Origin of the sequence: Alkalibacterium sp. MB6 (assembly GCF_009935905.1) — a bacterium.
In the GTDB taxonomy this organism is placed as follows: Bacteria; Bacillota; Bacilli; order Lactobacillales; family Carnobacteriaceae_A; genus Alkalibacterium.
This window is the reverse complement of the sequence record NZ_PREX01000048.1, coordinates 1-2,967: the sequence shown is the minus strand read 5'-3', so window position 1 is coordinate 2,967 and position 2,967 is coordinate 1. Positions and strand designations below refer to the sequence as shown.

General features: G+C 37.3%; 4 protein-coding genes and 1 riboswitch. All 4 genes read left to right on the top strand.

The window, feature by feature from the left end; all coding sequences use genetic code 11:
• Positions 1-423: 423 nt before the first annotated feature.
• The 4 genes from C3945_RS11560 to C3945_RS11545 all read left to right on the top strand — a co-directional run bounded on the left by C3945_RS11560 (position 424) and on the right by C3945_RS11545 (position 2,640).
• The gene (locus C3945_RS11560; RefSeq protein WP_161879804.1) at positions 424-804 is read left to right on the top strand and encodes a VOC family protein; all 381 of its coding nucleotides are present in this window, start codon (positions 424-426) and stop codon (positions 802-804) included.
• Between the two features lie 63 nt (positions 805-867).
• A riboswitch (SAM riboswitch) is annotated at positions 868-968 on the top strand.
• A 70-nt stretch (positions 969-1,038) separates the two neighbouring features.
• Positions 1,039-1,293, top strand: a complete 255-nt coding sequence (locus tag C3945_RS11555; protein WP_161879803.1) for a hypothetical protein — start codon at positions 1,039-1,041, stop codon at positions 1,291-1,293.
• Between the two features lie 105 nt (positions 1,294-1,398).
• The gene (locus C3945_RS11550) at positions 1,399-2,304 is read left to right on the top strand and encodes an alpha/beta hydrolase (protein WP_161879802.1); all 906 of its coding nucleotides are present in this window, start codon (positions 1,399-1,401) and stop codon (positions 2,302-2,304) included.
• A 27-nt stretch (positions 2,305-2,331) separates the two neighbouring features.
• The gene (locus C3945_RS11545) at positions 2,332-2,640 is read left to right on the top strand and encodes a hypothetical protein (RefSeq protein ID WP_161879801.1); all 309 of its coding nucleotides are present in this window, start codon (positions 2,332-2,334) and stop codon (positions 2,638-2,640) included.
• The last annotated feature ends 327 nt before the right edge of the window (positions 2,641-2,967 follow it).

Here is a 2,967-nt window from a genome sequence, read left to right as displayed (position 1 = left end):
AAATAATTGAACTAAAAGTGGTTGGCAAAGTTCTTAACTTTTCATTGCAATTTTCTAAACATTTATCTTGCAAAACACAGGTGTAGTAAGGAAGCGAGAGGGGCAGTTGGTCAACTAACAACTTTTCAATCACTAACTGGATAAAAAGATTTTCGATAGTAGCCAAAAGTCAATCATAATCAAAGAACAGGCTCCCTGTTTCATTGTGATCTACCAAAGGGATATAGATAATGCCGTATCACTTCTTTCGAAGATAAAGAACTGCCCCTCTATCTTCTTATAGTTAAATAAGGCGAATAGGATATCGTATAAACATGCCTCTCGCTATCAAGCTAAACAGAGTTTCCTGAAACTTGGGGAACTCTGTTTGGTGTTGTTTTGGTGATTATTAGCTAAAAGAGAAGCCTCTAAAAGGAGAAAATCATGAAGCTAACTATGAAATATATCATTTTGTACGTTTCAGATTTAAATCAATCACTCATCTTTTACCGTGACCTCTTGGGCTTACCAGTGATTATGCAGCAAGGTACTTACATTGAATTTAAAACGGGGGAGACCATCTTATCTATTAATACTCGCGAAGATGTAAAAGAAATCACAGGACTTAGCGTGCCAGTTAAAAATGTCTCATCTCAAACCTTTGAGCTTGGTTTTGTCGTTGAAGACGTGGCATTAACCATTGATTTTTTACGTCAGAGGGGTGTGACTATATTAAAAAAGCCAGTTGTTAAACCATGGGGGCAGACGGTTGCTTACGTTGAAGATCCAGATGGACACTTTATAGAAATTTGCACTACCGTATAGGCATGTTATGCTATTGGACGACAGAGTCATGTATGTTATTATAAATAAACAAATTAAATAAACACCTTATCAAGAGAAGTGGAGGGATTTGGCCCTATGAAGCTTCAGCAACCGACTCAATGAGCACGGTGCTCCATCCAACAAGTCATCTTGACAGATAAGTCCACCTTTTTTCAGCGCGACTTATTTCATAGTGGTGCTTTTTTTAATTTAAAAAATGAAGGAGTTGGAAAAATGACAGTAAAAGAATTGATTGACCAAATCACAGCAATTAATGGGACAAGAGTCATGTTTAAACCAATGGAAAAAGATAGGGTGCTTATTTTTTGGAAAGGGCACAGCCCTATCGCCAGCGTGTTTCTAGAAGATGATGAATACAGAATAGACTACCCTAAACTCTATGAGATGACATACGATGAGATAACCCAAATTGTTGATTCCCTTGATGCTTATGTCGCTACTGAGCTGGTTCTAAGACAACTAGATTGATTCAACACAATTTTCTGTTTTTGATACCGATTTCATTTCTCGTTGACTTACTTATCTTTACACTTTAAACTGAAAATAACGTTAAAAGAAAGGGTTTGATTGATCGTGTCTAATAATGACTTTCCCAAGTCTAAAGCTAAAGTTCTTGGAATGAAAACAATCATGGCAGACTTTAACCATGTTCGAGCAAGAGTCGAGCCAGTAGATTACGTCTATACCCGTAAGAATGGCCAGAACCTTCATGTCCGTTTAATCTATCCGGATCAAGGTGATGACACAAGAGTGTATCCACTAGTGGTCCATATTCAAGGGTCTGGCTGGTTCAAGCAGAATCTATACGATCACATGTATGATTTCCAGGACATCGTGACTAGCGGCTACATACTCGCTATCGTAGAATACTTACCTATACCCGGACCAACTTTTCCGAGTCATGTAGAGGATGCGAAAACTGCCGTTCGGTACTTGGCGAAACATGCCAAGGAATTAAGAATTGATTTGAATAACCTATTTGTATCTGGTGATTCAAGTGGCGGCCATACGGCTTTAATGTGTTGGGCGACATGGAACAGTCAGCAATTAGACGCCGAACCATCCGAACCCTTACCCGAAGTGAAAGCTTTTATCAACTACTATGGCGTGGCCGATTTTACAAGCATTGCGGATTACGCGTCAACTGTTCCTCATGATAGTCCAAGCAGCCCAGAGAATCTGTTGCTCGGTGATTTCTTAACGCTTAATGACCGTGAGAAAGCCTTACGGGCATCCGTTCGCTATTACTTGAAAAAAGAGACTGACTATGCGCCTTTACTCATTATGCACGGCAATAAAGACAGAATCGTACCGTTTGAGCAGAGCGTGGAGTTACAAACCTATTGCCAAGAACTTGGGTTGGACACTTCGTTTTACTGCATTGACGAGGCAGATCATGGTGGTCCAGCATTTTATCATGAAGACACACTTAATATAATCATTGACTTCCTAAAAAAGCACACTCAAACTAATCGATAGCCCTTATACTGAGGAGGAAGAGCAGACATGATAAATCAATTAAAAGAAAAACTGAATACAGAATATGAATCATTCAAGATAGAAATGATGACTAAATCAAAAGAAGATATTTTCGAGAATAGTTATAAAATTTCTGCTTATGAAGAAATAAAGTTTCTATTCATGAATGTATTAACATCCACTAATATGTTTAGTGATGAAACACTAGACACTCTTTTTCATACAGACGATTTGATTGGGTTGGTTTATTTGGAAACATTAAATAATGAAGTTGTTTTTCCAACCATTGATGAATTATCTATTTTTATAGGAAAGTATGCTGATACCACCATTTAAGTTAGAAGTTTAGATTATTTGTGACCACTAACTAGGAATTAACCGGTCTGGAGTAAGTACCGAACTTAACTAAATTGGACCTGTGCTGACGTGGCATAGTTATTTTGACTTTGTAAATAACTAGTATAGGTTTGCTTATTGTATCTTGAAATGTACCAGGCGATGGTGGAAGAAAATGCATGCTCTACGCATAAAATAATGATAAAAGTAATAAATATAGTAAAGTCATAGTATTACACATTAGAAGTGATAAAGTCCATATAATTGTGTAAAAGCAAAAAGGCCATGTAAGGTCCTTTTACGGTACAATGTTTTTAACCACAAAAA